The sequence below is a fragment of the Natrialba sp. SSL1 genome (assembly GCF_001861355.1).
GTDB lineage: Archaea > Halobacteriota > Halobacteria > Halobacteriales > Natrialbaceae > Natrialba.
This window is the reverse complement of sequence record NZ_MASN01000060.1, coordinates 393,201-409,418: the sequence shown is the minus strand read 5'-3', so window position 1 is coordinate 409,418 and position 16,218 is coordinate 393,201. Positions and strand designations below refer to the sequence as shown.

The window sequence follows — 16,218 nt, the reverse complement described above, 5'->3', positions numbered from 1 at the left end:
CTTATCCTCCTCGGTGACTTTCGGATGTGTATGTCGCGTCGATTGGGGGCGCCCGAGACGCTCTGGGGAACTGCCGAGGGTGGGGATGAACAACGGGAGTTGGAACGCTACCGTTCTCTCGCGCGGATGGTCGACGGCGGACTCTGTCAGTGTGACGAACAGGGGTGTATCGAACTCGTCGACGACGGCTTTCGGTCGCTTACCGGCTACCCAGGCGAGGAACTTACGAACATCCACATTTCGACACTTTTCGACGATGCAGGTATCGCGGCGATCGACGACGTTCTCGGGTCCACTCCCGAGGACGACCCGGTCGTCGAAACCACAGTCGACATCCGAACCGCCAACGGGGACGACGTATCCTGTACCGTGCGGGTTACGCGAGTCCCACCGATAGGAGAGACGCACGAGGACGAAGGCGAGGCTGAGAGCGAGGGCGAGGGGGAGAGCGTACTCTGTTTCATCCGTGACTACCGTGACGCGTCTGCGGCCGACCCGGAAACGAGCCAGGATGAAGAACGGGGCTCTGCATCGGCCGCTTCGAACACGGATCGCGCCTCGGCAGACTCGATCAGAAGCGCTCTGAACGGCGCCAACATCGGTGCAATCGTCCTCGACGAGTCCCGGACGATCAGGTGGCTCGACGAAACCGCCGAAGCGTTCCTCGATCTCGATCGCGAGTCAGTTCTCGGCCAGTCAAAACGCACCGTCATCGAAGACCAGCTTGCTGACCGGATCGTCGAACCCGCCTCGTTCGTCAGTCGAGTTAGGTCTCGTGAAAGCGAAAACGGGAGCAAGAACGACGGTGAAATCGGCGCTAAAGTAGGCGACAACCCACACGAAACCGAGGGTGATCGCACGGGCGGCCACGCAACCGATGACACAGCAGTCGACGACTATCTCGAGTTCAAACTCGTCGACGAACACGGCGAGCGCTGGCTCGAGTACCAGAGCAAACCGATCGAGACCGGTCCCTACGCCGGCGGTCGTGTCGAGTTCTACGACGACATTACCGACCGAAAGCGTTCGGAAGGAAAGCTCAGGAAGAGCCAGGAAGCGTTCAACACCCTCGTCGACACCGTCGAGGAGTACGCGATCTTCCGACTCGACGAGGACGGCTACGTCGTCAGCTGGAACGAGGGCGCACGCCAAATCAAGGGGTACGACAGAGCGGAGATTCTCGGCGAGCACTTCTCGACGTTCTACACCGACGAGGACCGGGAAGCGAACGTTCCCGAACGGAATCTCGGGATTGCACTCGAGACGGGGTCGGTCGAGGACGAGGGGTGGCGCGTCAGACGGGACGGCTCACAGTTCTGGGCGAACGTCACGATCACACCCGTCCGGGACGACGACGGCACGCATCAGGGATTCCTGAAGGTAACGCGCGATATGACCGACCGGCGGAATCGTGAGCGGGAACTCGAGACCGAACTGCAGCGTGTCTTCAACCGCGTGTCCGACGCGCTGTACGCGCTCGACAACGAGTTCCGATTCACGCTCGTCAACGACCGCGCCGAAGAGTTGCTCGGCTACCCCGAAGCGGACCTCCTCGGAGAGTCTCTCTGGGACGTCTTCCCGTCGGCCGCTGAAATAGAGGATGTCCGAGACGCGTTCTACACGGCCCGAGACGAACAGGTCCCAACGGACTACGAACTCTACTACCCTCGGCTCGGCTTCTGGGTCGAGGCGAACCTCTATCCCTCCGAAACGGGAATCTCGGTCTACTTCCGGGACGTCAGCGAACGAAAGCAGCGCGAACAGGCCTTAGAGGAGTCAAAGCAGCGGTACCGGACCATTGCAGAGTACCTTCCGAACGGCATCGTCACCCTGTTCGACCACGATCTCGAGTACACTCTCGCGGCGGGACAGGGCTTCGAAAAAGTCACCGAAGACCCCGCCGAAATCGAAGGGGCGAGCTTCGAGGAGGTCTGGAGTCCGGACACGCGCGAGACGCTCGAGCCCGTCCTTCGGAGTGCACTCGAGGGCGAAGAACGATCGATCGAGCTCTGGCACGACGGCAGGGAATGGGTGCTGTACGCGGTTCCGGTAACCGACAGCGAGGGGGCCGTCTTCGCCGGCATGACGATGGCCCACGATATCACCGAGCGCAAGGAAAATCAGCGCAAACTCGAGGAGACGATCGCTCGACTCGAGGAATCGAACCACCGCCTCGAGCAGTTCGCGTACGCGGCCTCCCACGACCTCCAGGAGCCGCTGCGGATGGTCTCGAGCTACCTCCAGTTGATCGAGCGACGCTACGGCGACGCGTTCGACGAGGATGGCGAGGAGTTCATCGAGTACGCCATCGACGGCGCGGATCGAATGCGCCGGATGATCGACGGCCTGCTCGCCTACTCCCGCGTCGAAACGCGCGGTGACCCCCTCGAGCCAGTCGACCTCGAGAACGTCTTCGCAAACGTCCGGGAAGACCTCCAGCTACAGATCGGTGAGACGAACGCCGAACTCACGGTGACCGAGGACGGCCTCCCTCGCGTCCAGGGCGACGCCAACCAGTTGCGACAGGTCTTCCAGAACCTACTCGAGAACGCACTCGAGTACAGCGGCGACGACCGGCCGCGGATACACGTCGATGCCGAGTCTCGTGTCCGCAATCGACGCCGTGAGTGGGTGATTTCGGTGCACGACGAGGGGATCGGAATCGAGCCGTCGGATCAGGAGCGAGTGTTCGAGGTGTTCGAACGGGTGCACACCCGCGAGGAGCATCCGGGAACGGGCATCGGGCTAGCGCTCTGTCAGCGGATCGTCGAGCGCCACGGCGGCGAGATGTGGCTCGAGAGCGAACCGGGCGAGTGGACGACCGTTTCGTTTACGATCCCAGCGGCGGAGTGAGACCGGCTGTGAGAGCGCGACGGGCGGCGACTGGCGCTTGCGGTCTCCGGGACCGTCGTTATCCGGCGGGCGGCGCAACGATGGGCATGGTACTCAAACGATTCCTCGGATCGAAGGCGACGCGGTCGTTCACCGTCGTCTCCGTTCTCGCGGAGATGAAACGCGCACTCGACCGCGGACACAACGCCCGCGCGATTTTGCTGCTCGCCGTCGCAGTGCTCGCCTGGAAGTGGGCCGTAATCGGGCTGGTCGCACACGGACTCGCGAGTTTGATCCGGCGCGAGGAGTCAGCGCACTCGAGTTCCCAGCCAGCCTGAGTCCGTCTGCAAAAGCGTCCACCTGAGCGATCGGCCGGTTCGTAGCCAACCCGAAAGCGACCTCGTTCTCACCGACGAATCCGTGAACTGATCAACAGAGCTAACTGTTTGCCGTGAAACGGCAGGCAGTATGGAACGGTCCCTGCTGCACTCCCTCCACCTGTTCCTCCGGAGCCCGTCGAAATTCTTCGAGGAACACGACCCGGCGACAACGCTCCCGGTGGCTATTGGCATCGTCGTCACGTTCGCGATTGCGCTCGTCCTCTCGGTCTATTTCATCGCGTCGGTTCTCGGCGGGACGATCGAGGGAACGGTCACCGTCGATAACCCGGATCGGCCACCGGAGTGGGTGTGCGATAGTCCAACTGGCGAGATGCACGAGACGAGCAGCTGCGATGAACCGGAAACCATCGAACGCGATGGCGGGTCGCTCTTCTACGAGGCGGCGACTAACTACGTCGGCTACGCGGCCGTCCTTCCGTTCCTCATGTGGGTCGTCGGTGGCCTCGTCCTGTTCGCCGCCGGCAGACTCGCGAACGGATCGCCCTCGCTCGGCGGCACGTTCGCACTGGCCGGCTGGGCAGCCGTCCCGGAGTTCGCCCGGCTGGCGGCCGGTCTGCTCGCGATCACAGTTGCGCTCTCGGACGTGACTATAACCCAGTTCGAACAGGCGCCGGACGTGATCGAAGTGGCGCTCGCGTCCGTCGAACCGGTGCTCGTCCTCGCCACCGTCGCGACCACCATCTGGCAGTGGGTCCTGCTTACCGGCGGTCTCCAGCAAGACGCCGACCTGTCGCGAGCGGCTGCCGGCGTCGCAGTCGGTGTCCCGCTCGTGATCGTGTTGCTGCTCAGTCTGGCCTAGCAGAACAAGATAGAACCGATACTTACCGATCTTCTTCCACCGAATCGTCAAAAACTGACTCAGGTAGGGCGAATTCACCCGTCTCGGGGTCTATGAAGTCCCGACCAAAGAACGACCGAAGTGCCATCTTTGCGCCGAAATACGTTCCAATCACGACAATCAGAAATCCGATGATTATCGTCCAGAGCATATCTATTCGTACGTTTGACACAATAAAAGAGTGTACAATAAGGACGTGTAGTGAGGATATGGTTCAACGATTCCATGGTGAGACAATTGGGGCTGTCGTGCTACACTCATCCTCTATATTCAGCAGCCAACTCCTATCATGTTATGAGTGTTTCAATAAATCCAATAAAGCAGAGCCCGACTACTCGAGTACATCGTCCTCGACCAGCGGCAGCGTCGCCAACTGCGCCGCCGACAACAGCACTCGATCCTTCTCCCAGCCGTGAGCAATCGACTCGACCATTCCTTCCCCGTCGGTCAACGGCACCAATCGTGCTGTCGTCCCGCGCGGGTCGGACTCGAGTGCGACGAGCGCGTGAGGGAACGAGGAGACGGCAGGAACGGTGAGTTCGGTGACGCCGTCGGCCCGTTCGACGGCGGGGAAGTGGAGGTGACCGGTGACGACGAGCGAGACGTCGTGCTGGGCGAGCAGTTTGACCAGCGGGTCGGGGTTGGTGAAGCCGGGGACGCTGCCCTCGACGGGGAGTTCGGCACGGTAACGTTCGTACAGTTCGCCCGTCGCGGGCAGGTTGTGGTGGACGACGACGATGGACGTGTCAGGGTCCGCGGCGGACAGGGCCTCGTCGAGCCACATCAGTTGTGCCGAATCGATGCGGCCGTCCCAGGTCTCGGCGGGCGAGCCAGGGGTCGCGGCGTGGCTGTCGAGGCCGAAGACGTCGAGGTCGCCGAACTGGACGTGAAACGGTAGTCCGTCGGGCGTGTATCGGTCCTCGAACGTCCGGACGGGCAGTGACTCGTGTTCGTCGAACGTCGTCGGGAAGTCGTGGTTGCCGGGAACCGCGACCGCGGGCGGCTCGAAGTCCGCGAGGTCGTCGAACAGGTCAAACTCGGGCGGCGTTCCGTTTCGTGTCAGGTCGCCCGCGACGACGACGCCGTCGAACGCGCGGTCGTTGACCGCCGACACAGCGGCCCGGAGGTGGCGTTCGGTGCGGTGAAAGACCTTCCAGGTGCCGGTCGCATCGGTCGCGAGGTGGACATCCGAGAGGATGGCGATGCGCGTCGGCTCGGCTGCGGTGGGTCGAGCGAACCGAGCGAGCAGTTGACCGGTGTGTGGACGCGTCATCTGATCAGTGGTGTCTCAGGGTGGCAGGTCGGGCACCGGCGTGAAGCCGGACGGTGTGTCAGCGCAGAACCGCTCACTCGTCGTTGTAGCCGTACTCCTGCTCTGGATCCTCGACACCTTCCGTGCGCGAGCCGACCCAGGCCCCGAGTGCGATGCCGTAGACGAGGTGACTGGCGTGGAACAACGCGAGTTCGTCGTTCTCGAGACGGATGTCGAGTAACTCTTTCAGCATGAACTGCGAGCCAAAGGCCGAGAGCGCCATGCCGAAGACGCTCCCCCAGACGATGCCGCGCTGTTCGGGTTCGATCGAGCGCTCGGCGTCCTGGAGCGCGAAGAGGCCGCCGAAGACGGCACCGGCCTGGACGCCGTAGAGGAGATGTAAGACGAGTCCCGCAACCGGGTGGTCACCCGGGTCGGAGTCGTCGCGAGCGACGTACTGCGTCCAGAAGTTCGCGGAGGGTGGCAGCGACCGCAGAATCGGCAGTCGGAACGCGGTCATGATGAGCGTCGCGACGAAGCCAGCCTGCAAGCCGCGGACTGACGCGTTGAGAACGTGTGCTGCGCGCGAACGGTCGGCGTGTGAGGGGGACTGGGCGGATTGCTCCGCTGCGTCGGCCGCGTCCGCCGCTCGCGAGGAGCGAGGCGACAGCGACGATAACCGATCGAGTACGGACATTGGGGTTCGGTGTGGTACCACGAGCGGCCCCTTAACGCTCCGGCGCGCGTTTGACTGCTGGTCGGAACTGCTCGGTCCGGCCTGCCGGAACCGACAGACCATTACGTCGAACTGACCGAGAAGTCAGTGAGAACGGACGCGTGGACGACAAGACGACTACGAACGGCTCTTCGGAATACAGTTCGAGACGGCGATATTTGATTATCGGCTCCGTCGTCGCCAGTACCTTCTTCGTCGGTTTCGGCGGCGGCGTTATCTTCCCGATTCTGCCAAACCTCGGTGAACTCCTCGGAATTTCGCCGTTTCTCGTCGGCTTCATCCTGAGTGCGAACCGGTTCTCGCGGCTCGTTGCGAACGCGCCCGCCGGCAGCCTCGTCGACCGTATCGGCACCCGAACGCCGTTCATCGCCGGCCTGCTCATCCAGAGCGTCGGGACGTTCGGGTACGTCATCGCGATGATCGCGCCGCTTCCCGAGGCCTGGTTCCTTCTCGCACGGCTCGTCTGGGGAATCGGCAGCGCGCTCGTCTTCGCGACGGCCTACACCATCGCCGCCGACGTGAGCCAGGGCGGTTCCCGAGGGACCAGTATGGGCCTCATCCGCGGCGGGAGCATCTTCGGCTTCCCGACGGGGCTCGTCCTCGGCGGCATCGTCAGCGAAGTCGCCGGCATCAACGCCGCGTTCATCGTCGCCACGGCGTTCGCACTGGTCGCGAGCGCGATGGCCTACGCGACCGTCCCGGAGACCCACGTCGAGGGCGAGAACCGACAGACCGTCTCCCCGTGGAACATCGATACGAGCCTGACCACTGTCACCGTCGGATTGGTCAACTTCGCCGTCCTGTTCGCCTACATCGGCGCGCTGTTCGCGACGCTCGTCCTCTTCCTCGACGAACACGGCATCGGCGTGCTCGGCTTCAACGCGCAGGGCTCGTCGGGTATCTTCATGGCCATCACCGTGCTCGCCGCGGCCGTCTTCATGTTCCTCGGCGGCTTCGTGAGCGACCGAACGGACTCGCGTATCCCGACGCTGCTCGTCTTCCTGATCGTCTCGTTCGTCGGCTTCATCCTCCTCGCTGGAGCCGACTCGGTCGAAACACTCACCCTCGCGTGTCTCTTCATCGGCGCCGGTCAAGGTGGGACGAGCGGCCCGCTCATGGCGCTGCTCGCCGACCTCACGCCGAACGACGAGATGGGACGCGCCGCCGGGACCAACAACGTCCTCGGCGACATCGGCGGCGGACTCGGGCCGCTGATTTCGGTCCCGATCGTCGAAGTCGTCGGCTTCGCACCGGTGTACGCCGCCTGCGCGGTCATGCCGCTGGTCGCCGGTGCAATCCTGCTCGGCGGCGTCTACCGGGAAACCGGCATGTTGCTCCCCGCAACGCGACTGCGCGGTGGCATCAACGAGTCACTCGACGACTGACGCGACCGTCCGAACGCGATTCCCACGAGCGAATTCTGGGGACCGGCAGCACACGACGACGACAACGCGCTTTTGCCCGCGCAGTCCGAACCAGGGGCCATGACAACGGTCGAGGCGAAACGCGAGGCCGCCCGCGACGAACTGGCCACCCACGACGGCGTCCTCGTCGCCTTCTCCGGCGGCGTCGACTCGAGTGTCGTCGCCGCACTCGCCCACGACGCGCTCGGTGACGACGCCGTCGCCTGCACCGCAAAGAGCGAGACGCTCCCCGAAGCCGAACTCGAGGACGCAGCGCGCGTCGCCGACGAAATCGGCATCCGTCACGAAATCGTCTCCTTCTCCGAACTCGAGAGCGACCAGTTCGTCGAGAACGACGACGAGCGCTGCTATCACTGTCGGACGATGCGCCTCGGCGAGATGATCGAGACCGCCCGGGATCTCGGCATCGAAACCGTCTGCGACGGGACCAACGCCGACGACCCGGGCGCGGGCCATCGACCAGGGCTGCAGGCCGTCGAGGAACTCGAGATCCACTCGCCGCTGTTAGCCCACGACATCACGAAAGACGAGGTGCGGGCGATCGCCGACCAGTACGACCTCTCGGTGGCGGACAAACCCTCGATGGCGTGTCTCTCCTCGCGCATCCCGACCGGACTCGAGGTCACCGAAGAACGACTGACGCGCGTCGAGCGGGCCGAAGCACTGCTGCGACAGTGGGGGTTCGACCAGTTCCGCGTGCGCGATCACGACGGCCTCGCCCGCATCGAAGTCTCGCCCGCGGAACTCGAGCGCGCCCTCCAGCGCGAGTTCGTCGAGACCGTTCGCGACGAACTCTCGGACCTGGGTTTCGACCACGTCACGCTCGATCTCCACGGCTACCGAACGGGGAGCGTCAGTCCGGAGTCGGACGAAACGGTTGCGACCGAGTCGGATGACTGACCGCCGCTCCGCCGATTCTCGATTTTCGTTCGTTCGAATCGACCGGACAGAAGTGACCGTTCGGTCAAAATATAACGTGATTTTGCCCCTTGAACACGCTACTGGCGCAGCAGCCGCCACAGTGTCCGACAATATTGCACGAGACGACACGAACGTCACAACAGATCGAGTACCAGTACCCGATGGACGACGCCGATCTGCCGCCCGAGTGGGCCGTCCACACCGCCCGAGCGTACACGCCCGCCGACCACGAACGAGAGCACCAGTACCGCCTCTACGACCACGTCTCCAAAGACCTGCGGCTGAAAGTCGCCCCCGCCTCGCTGGATGACAGCGACCGGCCCGGCTATGCACTGACCGTCACGAGCTACCCGGAACTCGAGTGCAGCGAGCGCCAGCGGGTACGAACGGTGTTGACGTTCGAGCGCTGTGACGAACTCGCGCGCCGGTTTATGCTGCTCTTTTCGGCCCGGTACGACGGTGCGGGCTCACTCGAGGCGGCCCGAGAGTACGCGGCGGTGCGGACGCGGTCGCATCGCTGAGCCGTGGACGCCGCGGAGTTGTTCGGACACCCACTATCGGACGACTGTCAATACCCAGTGTCACTATCTGCTCTCAGACAACCACGTTTGCGCGAGAGTCCTGTTTCCGTGCGGTTTTCGACACCGAGAGACTTTTTACTCACTACCGAGTAAGCAGTTTTGATGATGGAAATGATGTGGCAAGATCTGGTCTTTCTCGCTGGAAGCGTTCTCTCGATCGTCTTCCTCGCACCAACGATCAAAGACGCCTCGGCTCGCGTCCCTCTCGGCTCGAGTGTCCCCTCGATGACGATCGGTGGCATCTACGCGTTCACCTACGGCACGATGGGCATGACGTTCTCGGCCGCCGGTTCGATCGGCGTCGCGGTCATGTGGTCGCTGATCGCGTGTTACCGCGCACCCGGTGAGCAGGGAATGAAAAACGTACTGCGCTTTGCGACCGATCTGGGCCGACAGACACGAGACATCGTTCAGATCGCACTGCCAACCACCGACGGCGGGCACGAGCAGGCACAGGCACAGTCCCAGACAGAGCACCAGTCCGGTCACCAGCAGTCGGCTGACTGATCGGCCACGGATGCTGGACGGCTGTCCGTTCCTGTTGTGTTTTGAATGGTGGTCACAGCCGGCTCCAACACCTGTTTTCTGCTCCGGAATCACGGCACGTCGACAATCCCCCACAACGCACAGCAGCAGCGAGTGCGAAGCTTTCGTCGACAAAAACCACTAACCCTAACGGGCCTGTTTCGTTCGCTAGTTGCCTCCAGACTGTTTTCTCGCGAGTCCTGACGGACGCCACGTGCAGGTGTCGGACCACACTCGGCGTTTCGTCTGCCAAGCATGTACTGACGAACTCGTTCGACGGTGACGGTGTTCCTGGCAGGAAGGCCACGCAACGACGATGCGGGTACTCGAGATACAAGGGTGCTCAACGATACCAGATCACATCGAAGCAACGCCGAGCGTAGCTGGAATCAGCACAGCCGAGCGAAGACGGTGTGAGGACGCATCCGTGTGGGTACTCCAGTACGATCACAAGCCGTCGTGGAGCACGTGCACCCGCTGTTGAGCAGCCACAAGCACGCCGTCGAGCACGGACAACCCACCAACGAGTGCGTGCGATCGGACGGCTACTCGAGTGGGCTACTCAGAGAGAGCAAACGCGTGAGTGAGAGCATCGTTCACGACACTGGCTGCGGGCAGGAAGGCGAATGAAGTCAGTCCACGCCGACCCACTTCAGGATCAGCAGTGTGCCCTCGAACAGCAGGATCATCGTGATTCCCACGAGGATCGGGGCCATCGCGGTCGGGTCGAACGTGAACATGAACGCCAGCCCGAAGAAGGCCGCCCAGAAGTACAGGCGCTTGTCCGCGAGCCAGCGCCGGGTCGTCACGCCCATCATGATCGCGAGCATGATGAACAGCGGAATCTGGAAGACGATGGCGAGGAAGCCGATCAGCGTGATGATCAGATCGAAGGTGTCGCCGAGCGCGTAGGCGATGTCCGCACTGCCCTCTGCGTAGAACGTGAAGTACTCGAAGAGAATCGGAAGGACGAGCACGTAGGAGAACAGCATTCCGATCCCTGCGAGGATGACGCTCGTCGGCACGGCTGCGAGGTAGTACTTGCGCTCATGCGGGTACAGGCCCGGCTTCATGAACCGGTAACACTGGTAGACGAACACCGGCAGCCCGACCATGATGCCGAGCAGTGCCGAGACCTTGATTCGGGTCAGCCACAGCTCGAGTGGGTGGTAGACGTGTGGCGGCGGGACGTTCTCGATTTCGTACGGGAAGACGTTGAACCAGATGTGCTCGATCGCCTGGGAGGCCCCGAGCAGTCCGATTGCCGTCCCGGCCGACGCGAAGAGCAAGACGACCGCGACCCGGAGGATCATCTCCTCGATGTGGTCTGCGAGAGGCATCTCCTGGTCGTCCGGCGGCGTCGAAATACCGCCGACATCCTCGTCAGGGTCGGGATATGACGGATCGTCTGACTCCGAGCCGGGTTCGTGGCCGCCAACGACGCCTTCGCCGTCGGTTTCGACTGGGTGGTCGGCGTCAGCGTCAGTGTCAGTGTCAGTGTCGGCGTCCGCGTCTGTTTCTGCTTCCGCTTCCGCCTCCGCCTCCGCCTCTGAGTCCGCTGGCGTCTCCGGCGCGTCCGACCCAGACGATGGCGACGGCTCCTCGTCTCCGTTCGCAGGGTCCTCATCGGGGTCCACACTCTCCCCCGCGTCCGCCGACTCGTCCGACATCTATCGGGATATAGATAGGCCGCCAGTTATAGGCCTTTTTCTTACGAGCACCGGGAGAGAGTGACAAGCCGTGTGACCGGTCGGAAATTCGGGCCGTCTCACGGACACTTCCGTGATCAAGGGGTCCCTGACTCGAAAGGTTGATAACTGGATGTCAGTTACCCCAGCACACGAAATGAGTTCTGCCGTCGATGAGGATACCGCCCGCGCGATAAACAGTGGGCGTGAAACCCTCGGCGCGATGTTCTCGAGCGCGCAGACGCATCTGCAGAAGGTGTTTATCGTCTTCGTTATCGGCTTTATCGGCTCCTTCTATGCGTTGCGCGTCTTCATCTGGGACTTTCTCGAAGCGACGGCGAAAGCGGAGATGTCGCCGTACGTGGCGAGTTCGACGGACCTCATCACACGGACACCGTTCGAAGTGATCCTCTTACAGGCGAAAATCGGGATGCTCGTCGGGATCCTCCTCGCGATCCCCGCCCTGCTGTATCTCTCCCGCGACGCGCTTCGCCGCCGCGGCTACAAGAGCGTCGTCCCCATCTCGCGAAAGTATATGGCCGGTTTCGGCCTCACGTCGGTCGTCCTCTTCTGTATCGGGATCACCTACGCCTACTCGATCTTCTTCCCGTACGCGTTCGACTTCCTCGCGGGCAACGCCGTCAACGCCGGCGTCAAGCCGAGCTTCGGAATTACCGAGTTCACCGAGTTCATGGCGCTACTGACGCTTTCGTTCGGCCTTGCGGCACAGTTGCCGCTCTTTATGGGCGTCCTCTCGTACACCGAAATCGTCCCCTACGAGACGTTCCGGGACAAGTGGCGCCACGCCATCGTCGGCGTCACCGTCTTCGGCGCGCTGTTCTCCCCACCGGACCCGTTCACACTCATCATGTGGGCGATGCCGATGGTCGCACTCTACATCTTCAGTCTCGGCCTCGCCAAAGTCGTCTCGAACATCCGCCGGCGCGGCGCAGCCGAAACCGACGGCACCGGAACCGACCACCTCAAACGGCTCGTCATCCAGTTCGTCGGCGTATTAGTCGTCGCTGCGGCCGCCATCGCCGCAGCCGTCAATCAGGGTGCTTTCGACTACCTCGAGCAAGCAATCTACCCGTCGCTCCCTGAGTGGGCACACCCCGGTCCCGATGGCCCGCTCGGACTCGAGTCGGTCGCCGTGGAGTACGGCCTGCTTGGAGATGTCGCGGTGGGGCTCGTGGTCGCCCTCGGGCTGGGAGTAGCCGTCCTGTTCCTCTATACGATCAAGGTACTGCAGGCACCGGTGTACCCGCGCGAGGGCGACATTCGATCGGCGAGCGATCCGGACGACGTCGACTTCGAGATGCTCATGCCCGAAGACATCGAGGAGGTGCCGGCGACGGTGTTCCTCAAGATGGACGAGGACCGGGCGATGGAGACGGCTCGGAAGGCGATGTACGACGACAACCGGGAGAAAGCACAGGCGATTCTGGACCGGTTCGATACGCTGCACGAACAGCAGGCGCAAGCTGAGGCTGAGGCCGGGGCCGAGTCCGAAGAAGGCGAAGGCGGGACCGAGATCCAGGGCGAAGGGCTGAGCCAGGCCGACGCCGACGAGGAGGAGGAAGGCGGCCTCTTCGCGAGTACGGCCGCCGGCATGCTCGATCCGTTCACCGAGGAAGAGACGGACGAAGACGACATCGGCGGCTACGCCTACGACATCGCGTTCATCCTCAACAGCCTCACGTCGAAGATGTTCCGCATCGTGGCCGTCTTCATGGTCGTCATGGGCGGGACGTTCTTCTGGCTCTACCAGGGCGGACTCGGCTGGATCCTTACGATGTTCCTCGACCGCGTTCCAGAGCACATCCTCCACGAGGTCGCCGTCCGCAACGACGTCGATCCGGCCGGGATGACCCTCGACGAACTCATCATGGAGATGGACATCGTCATCGCGCTCCACCCGGTCGAAGTGCTGATCTTCGAGGTGAAGGTGAGTGTGCTCGCAGCCATCGTCGCCATCCTTCCGATGGTGCTGTACTACGGCTGGCCGGCGATGAAAGAGCGCGGACTGGTCCGCGGTGACCGGCGCGTCTTCGTCGTCTGGGGCGGCTCGCTGCTGGGCGGCTTCGCGTTCGGGACCTACCTCGGGTTCTTCTGGGTCGCACCCGCGGTCATCTCGTACCTCGTCTCGGACGCGATCACCAACGGCATGGTGGTCTCTTACCGGATCAGCAGCTTCTTCTGGCTGGTAATCTTCACGACCATCGGCATCGGCTTCCTGTTCAACATCGTCGTCACGATGGCGCTGTTCCACGTCGGCGGCATCATCAGCTACCGGACGATGCTCAAACGCTGGCGGCCGGTCGTGGTCGGTATCTTCGCCATCGCGGCCATCGCCAGCCCGAAAGGGATCCTGACGATGCTCCTGTTCGCGATCCCGATCGCACTGACCTACATGCTGGGGCTCGGCGTGTTGTACCTGCTCACCGGCGGCGGCCGGCTCTTCGGCGGTGGCGGCCGCGGCGGTGACGAGACCGGTCCGGAGCCAGAACCCGAAGCGACGACGTAAATCGCCACCACACACGGCTGTTCTCGCAGCAACACTGCTACTTCCTGGTCCCCACCTTGCAGCAACGCCGACATTCGCCAACCACGGCACCGCTGTCCCACGACTTAAGGGAGGAGGCTACGAAACGGGCTGCTAGACTGATGCCCAAAATCAGCGTGGAAATCCCACAGGAACTGCTCGACGACTTAGACGGCCACGTCGGCGACGACGGCAAGTTCGTCAACCGAAGCGACGCGATCCGCGCCTCGATCCGGAAAACGCTCGATCTGCTCGACGAAATCGACGACCGACACGACCGGCTCGACACCGACGAGGAGTAAGGGAGGCGGGGAGACAGCGGGTCGCGAGCCGGTCACGCAGAGATGGCAATGGGCAGTACAATACTAGAACGATAACGGCCAGAAACAGCAAACCGGCAAAACAGGAGCGAACACCGGGAGACAAGAGCCGAAACGCGAAGAAACCAGATGAAAGACAGAACCCGACTCTACTCCTCGTCAATCCGCTCTGCGAACCCGAAGTTCGGCTTCACGTCACCGACACGAACCGTCACAACATCACCCTCCGCAGTTCCCGGCACGAACAGCCGATAGCCCTCGACCGAGGCGATTCCGTCACCTTCCGTCCCCGTGTCGACGATTTCCACTTCGAGTTCATCACCCGAGTTCACCGGCGCAGTGAGTCGCCCCTTCCCGATGAAGTAGATCTCCGAGGACTCATCGCGCGACGCCTTCGGACTCGTCGCACGCACGTACTGGAACTCCTCCTCGACATCCGCACGGAAGTCGTCAACGTCCGGCCCCTCGAACACCTTGACGATGAAGTCGCCGTCCGTGTCGAGTAACTCGAGTGCAGTCTCGAACGCCTGTCGGGCGAGGTGGAGCGAGCGGGCCTGGTCGAGGGAGTACTCGCCCGACATGTTGGGTGCCATGTCGGAGATGACGACGTCGACGGGGCCGCCGGTTCCGGTGGCCGTGCCGGTCTCTGCTGACTCGGCGTCGCCGCCTGCAGCCTCGATAACGCGCTCGCGAGTTCGTTCTTCGGTCATGTCCCCGCGAAGGGTTTCGATGGTGTCGTGGTCGTCGAAGTCTCGGATGCGCTGGAGGTCGACGCCGATCACCTGGCCCTGGGGGCCGACGGCTTCGGCGGCGACCTCGAGCCAGCCGCCGGGGGCGGCACCGAGGTCGACGACGGTGTCGCCGCCGGAGATGACGTTCTCGAGTTGGTCGAGCTGTTTGAGCTTGTAGGCTGCCCGGCTGCGGTAGCCTTCCTGCTTTGCTTTGTTGTAGTAGTGGTCCTTTCGTGCCATGCGGGTATTCAGTTGGTCGTACTAGCGGGTGAAGACGGATAGGTGTCGCGACTTTCGGCGTTCGACTGCCGGTGTTCGACGGAGGGCGTTCTGTGGTAGACGTTCAGAGGACGTGTGCCGGCGCTGTGGCGTTACTACGAGTTACTGTGAAGACGACGTGTCGTCATCTTCCTCTTCGCTTGCCCGCTCATCATCGGCGCCAGCCCCCTCACCGACTTCGGAATCGATTCGCTCCGGATCTACCTCGGCGTCGTCACGGCGGCGTTCGTCCATATGACCCGGCGCGACGTCGGCATCCGAGCGCTCTTCGAGGTCCATTTCGGGTTCGACTTCCGCATCCGTTCGCTGGCCCAGATCTTCGCTGGGGTCGATTTCGGCGTCTGCATCGCGGTCCGTCAGCTCGGTGGGGTCGACCTCGAGTCCGCGGCTGGCCTCGTCCTCGACGGCGTCTAGTTCGTCGGGTTGTGGCTCGTCAGCCGACAGTTCGGAAGCGTCAGTCTCGCCTCGCTCTGCTGGTTCCGTCTCACCCGCTTCCGGTTTCGCTTCCAGTTGCTCGTCCGGATCCACGCGTGGCTCGTCCTCCAGATCGTCGTAGTGCTCGTCGCCGATCATCGGCTCTGAGGTGTCGCCCGCCGTCGTGCCGGGGCCCTCCTCGGTGCCGTCGATACCGGTTTCGGATTCGGTAGTGTCGCCCGAAACCGGTTCGCCGGGCGTGTACTCGTCGTTGCCGCGCTCAGCGCCCGTCGCCGCCTGTCGGTCCGCTCGCCGCTCAGCGGTTCGGCCGGCGTCTCGAGGCTCGTCGCTCGTGATGCTCTCCTCTGGAACAGCGGGAGTCAGTCGAATCGCGTCCTCCGTCACCTGCTCGACTGCGTCGTCCGTCACCGGCACCGCGCCCTCCGACTCGCTCCCCCAGTCGAGGACGGCCTTGATCGAGTCGGTGGTTTCCGGATCCGGGTCGACGTACGCGGTTTCCGGCTCGACGGAGACCACGATGCCGAGCGAGTCGCCGTTCGCGCTCTCGACGGCCTTCCCGACATCGTCGTCCGTGAATGTGGGGCTCATAGCCGGGCGTAGTGGGAGTGGCGGGAAGGGTATCGTGCCTGCACAGCACGGGACCCGCATGGTCCGGCAAACGGTCAGTGAACAGTCGATCGCGAAGTCGCGGCCATCCCCGAAGGGAACGG

At 63.1% G+C, this 16,218-nt stretch carries 16 protein-coding genes; 10 read left to right on the top strand and 6 right to left on the bottom strand.

Features of this window, described 5'->3' with window-relative positions; translation table 11 throughout:
• Nucleotides 1–30: 30 nt before the first annotated feature.
• From BBD46_RS20865 to BBD46_RS20855, 3 genes are all read left to right on the top strand, one after another.
• Entirely contained in the window at nucleotides 31–2,853 is a 2,823-nt protein-coding gene (locus BBD46_RS20865) for a PAS domain S-box protein (protein ID WP_071403569.1), read from the top strand.
• 86 nt (nucleotides 2,854–2,939) lie between these two features.
• The gene (locus BBD46_RS20860; RefSeq protein WP_071403568.1) at nucleotides 2,940–3,170 is read left to right on the top strand and encodes a hypothetical protein; all 231 of its coding nucleotides are present in this window, start codon (nucleotides 2,940–2,942) and stop codon (nucleotides 3,168–3,170) included.
• A 130-nt stretch (nucleotides 3,171–3,300) separates the two neighbouring features.
• A complete protein-coding gene (locus tag BBD46_RS20855; protein WP_071403567.1) occupies nucleotides 3,301–4,032 on the top strand; it encodes a Yip1 family protein in 732 nt (243 codons plus the stop codon).
• 22 nt (nucleotides 4,033–4,054) lie between these two features.
• Here the strand turns inward: BBD46_RS20855 and BBD46_RS22870 are convergent, their stop codons facing one another.
• The 3 genes from BBD46_RS22870 to BBD46_RS20845 all read right to left on the bottom strand — a co-directional run bounded on the left by BBD46_RS22870 (nucleotide 4,055) and on the right by BBD46_RS20845 (nucleotide 6,020).
• The gene (locus tag BBD46_RS22870; RefSeq protein ID WP_171908259.1) at nucleotides 4,055–4,222 is read right to left on the bottom strand and encodes a hypothetical protein; all 168 of its coding nucleotides are present in this window, start codon (nucleotides 4,220–4,222) and stop codon (nucleotides 4,055–4,057) included.
• A 180-nt stretch (nucleotides 4,223–4,402) separates the two neighbouring features.
• Nucleotides 4,403–5,344 carry a metallophosphoesterase family protein gene (locus BBD46_RS20850; RefSeq protein WP_071403566.1) on the bottom strand — a complete coding sequence of 314 codons (942 nt, stop codon included), beginning with the start codon at nucleotides 5,342–5,344 and terminating at the stop codon, nucleotides 4,403–4,405.
• Nucleotides 5,345–5,417: 73 nt separating this feature from the next.
• Nucleotides 5,418–6,020: a hypothetical protein gene (locus tag BBD46_RS20845; protein ID WP_071403565.1), complete on the bottom strand. Its 603-nt coding sequence runs from the start codon at nucleotides 6,018–6,020 to the stop codon at nucleotides 5,418–5,420.
• 140 nt (nucleotides 6,021–6,160) lie between these two features.
• Here BBD46_RS20845 and BBD46_RS20840 point away from each other — a divergent pair, with 140 nt between their 5' ends.
• The 5 genes from BBD46_RS20840 (at nucleotide 6,161) to BBD46_RS22425 (ending at nucleotide 10,140) form a co-directional block, all read left to right on the top strand.
• Entirely contained in the window at nucleotides 6,161–7,444 is a 1,284-nt protein-coding gene (locus BBD46_RS20840; protein WP_071403564.1) for an MFS transporter, read from the top strand.
• 99 nt (nucleotides 7,445–7,543) lie between these two features.
• Nucleotides 7,544–8,383, top strand: coding sequence for an ATP-dependent sacrificial sulfur transferase LarE (larE, locus tag BBD46_RS20835; RefSeq protein WP_071403563.1), 840 nt, complete (start codon nucleotides 7,544–7,546; stop codon nucleotides 8,381–8,383).
• 182 nt (nucleotides 8,384–8,565) lie between these two features.
• Nucleotides 8,566–8,925: a hypothetical protein gene (locus BBD46_RS20830; protein WP_071403659.1), complete on the top strand. Its 360-nt coding sequence runs from the start codon at nucleotides 8,566–8,568 to the stop codon at nucleotides 8,923–8,925.
• A 165-nt stretch (nucleotides 8,926–9,090) separates the two neighbouring features.
• The gene (locus tag BBD46_RS20825; RefSeq protein WP_071403658.1) at nucleotides 9,091–9,492 is read left to right on the top strand and encodes a hypothetical protein; all 402 of its coding nucleotides are present in this window, start codon (nucleotides 9,091–9,093) and stop codon (nucleotides 9,490–9,492) included.
• Between the two features lie 447 nt (nucleotides 9,493–9,939).
• Nucleotides 9,940–10,140, top strand: a complete 201-nt coding sequence (locus tag BBD46_RS22425) for a hypothetical protein (RefSeq protein ID WP_139173734.1) — start codon at nucleotides 9,940–9,942, stop codon at nucleotides 10,138–10,140.
• A gap of 2 nt (nucleotides 10,141–10,142) precedes the next feature.
• Here the strand turns inward: BBD46_RS22425 and tatC are convergent, their stop codons facing one another.
• Nucleotides 10,143–11,180, bottom strand: coding sequence for a twin-arginine translocase subunit TatC (gene tatC, locus BBD46_RS20820; RefSeq protein WP_071403562.1), 1,038 nt, complete (start codon nucleotides 11,178–11,180; stop codon nucleotides 10,143–10,145).
• A 175-nt stretch (nucleotides 11,181–11,355) separates the two neighbouring features.
• Here tatC and BBD46_RS20815 point away from each other — a divergent pair, with 175 nt between their 5' ends.
• Together BBD46_RS20815 and BBD46_RS20810 are read left to right on the top strand one after the other, a co-directional pair.
• Entirely contained in the window at nucleotides 11,356–13,725 is a 2,370-nt protein-coding gene (locus BBD46_RS20815) for a twin-arginine translocase subunit TatC (RefSeq protein WP_071403561.1), read from the top strand.
• A 140-nt stretch (nucleotides 13,726–13,865) separates the two neighbouring features.
• On the top strand, nucleotides 13,866–14,045 hold the full coding sequence (locus tag BBD46_RS20810; RefSeq protein ID WP_004267407.1) for a ribbon-helix-helix domain-containing protein: 180 nt from the start codon (nucleotides 13,866–13,868) through the stop codon (nucleotides 14,043–14,045).
• A 167-nt stretch (nucleotides 14,046–14,212) separates the two neighbouring features.
• Here the strand turns inward: BBD46_RS20810 and BBD46_RS20805 are convergent, their stop codons facing one another.
• Nucleotides 14,213–15,034 carry a 23S rRNA (uridine(2552)-2'-O)-methyltransferase gene (locus tag BBD46_RS20805; protein WP_071403560.1) on the bottom strand — a complete coding sequence of 274 codons (822 nt, stop codon included), beginning with the start codon at nucleotides 15,032–15,034 and terminating at the stop codon, nucleotides 14,213–14,215.
• A gap of 141 nt (nucleotides 15,035–15,175) precedes the next feature.
• On the bottom strand, nucleotides 15,176–16,096 hold the full coding sequence (locus BBD46_RS20800; RefSeq protein ID WP_071403559.1) for a hypothetical protein: 921 nt from the start codon (nucleotides 16,094–16,096) through the stop codon (nucleotides 15,176–15,178).
• Nucleotides 16,097–16,218 lie beyond the last annotated feature (122 nt).

Excerpts from the sequence above, each read along its gene's own strand:
- BBD46_RS20865 (WP_071403569.1), top strand. The coding sequence starts at position 31 with ATGTCGCGTCGATTGGGGGCGCCCGAGACGCTCTGGGGAACTGCCGAG.
- BBD46_RS20860 (WP_071403568.1), top strand. The coding sequence starts at position 2,940 with ATGGTACTCAAACGATTCCTCGGATCGAAGGCGACGCGGTCGTTCACC.
- BBD46_RS20855 (WP_071403567.1), top strand. The coding sequence starts at position 3,301 with ATGGAACGGTCCCTGCTGCACTCCCTCCACCTGTTCCTCCGGAGCCCG.
- BBD46_RS22870 (WP_171908259.1), bottom strand. The coding sequence starts at position 4,222 with ATGCTCTGGACGATAATCATCGGATTTCTGATTGTCGTGATTGGAACG.
- BBD46_RS20850 (WP_071403566.1), bottom strand. The coding sequence starts at position 5,344 with ATGACGCGTCCACACACCGGTCAACTGCTCGCTCGGTTCGCTCGACCC.
- BBD46_RS20845 (WP_071403565.1), bottom strand. The coding sequence starts at position 6,020 with ATGTCCGTACTCGATCGGTTATCGTCGCTGTCGCCTCGCTCCTCGCGA.
- larE (WP_071403563.1), top strand. The coding sequence starts at position 7,544 with ATGACAACGGTCGAGGCGAAACGCGAGGCCGCCCGCGACGAACTGGCC.
- BBD46_RS20830 (WP_071403659.1), top strand. The coding sequence starts at position 8,566 with ATGGACGACGCCGATCTGCCGCCCGAGTGGGCCGTCCACACCGCCCGA.
- BBD46_RS20825 (WP_071403658.1), top strand. The coding sequence starts at position 9,091 with ATGGAAATGATGTGGCAAGATCTGGTCTTTCTCGCTGGAAGCGTTCTC.
- tatC (WP_071403562.1), bottom strand. The coding sequence starts at position 11,180 with ATGTCGGACGAGTCGGCGGACGCGGGGGAGAGTGTGGACCCCGATGAG.
- BBD46_RS20815 (WP_071403561.1), top strand. The coding sequence starts at position 11,356 with ATGAGTTCTGCCGTCGATGAGGATACCGCCCGCGCGATAAACAGTGGG.
- BBD46_RS20810 (WP_004267407.1), top strand. The coding sequence starts at position 13,866 with ATGCCCAAAATCAGCGTGGAAATCCCACAGGAACTGCTCGACGACTTA.
- BBD46_RS20805 (WP_071403560.1), bottom strand. The coding sequence starts at position 15,034 with ATGGCACGAAAGGACCACTACTACAACAAAGCAAAGCAGGAAGGCTAC.
- BBD46_RS20800 (WP_071403559.1), bottom strand. The coding sequence starts at position 16,096 with ATGAGCCCCACATTCACGGACGACGATGTCGGGAAGGCCGTCGAGAGC.